This is a genomic window from Streptococcus suis (genome assembly GCF_002960445.1).
Classification (GTDB): Bacteria; Bacillota; Bacilli; order Lactobacillales; family Streptococcaceae; genus Streptococcus; species Streptococcus hyiners.
Map to the genome: position 1 here is coordinate 1 of NZ_POJD01000258.1, position 391 is coordinate 391.

Genomic DNA, 391 nt, shown 5'->3' on the forward strand with positions numbered 1-391 from the left:
CTGCCTCCCTACCTAGTTTGTAATACCGACTAGTTTGATAAAAATAAAAGTGATTTTCTTTGTCTTCTATCACTAGTTTGTTTTACCTATTAGCTTTGTATCTATAGTCTAACACAAGGTGGCTAGTTTGTAAAACAAAATAGTGAAAAATATTCAAAAAAAATCATGACCACCCGTCAAACGGGTGGTTTGAACAAGGGCTATAAGCCCACATCACCAGCCAGCGCCTAAAGACGCTGGCTTTCACTTTGTTCAAGCCTCACTGCTTTTGACTCGTCACTAGCCTCTTAAAGAGGCATTCGTACTACTTGCCATTATCCCTAAAGGGATCTTCATACTCTTTTACACTCAACTTATCAAGTGCTATATCATGTTTTTCCTGTTCTTGTAT

At 38.1% G+C, this 391-nt stretch carries 1 pseudogene; it reads right to left on the bottom strand.

The window, feature by feature from the left end:
- Positions 1 to 304 precede the first annotated feature (304 nt).
- Positions 305 to 391 (bottom strand): annotated as a pseudogene (locus C1G53_RS09560) (IS200/IS605 family transposase); the annotation flags it as partial.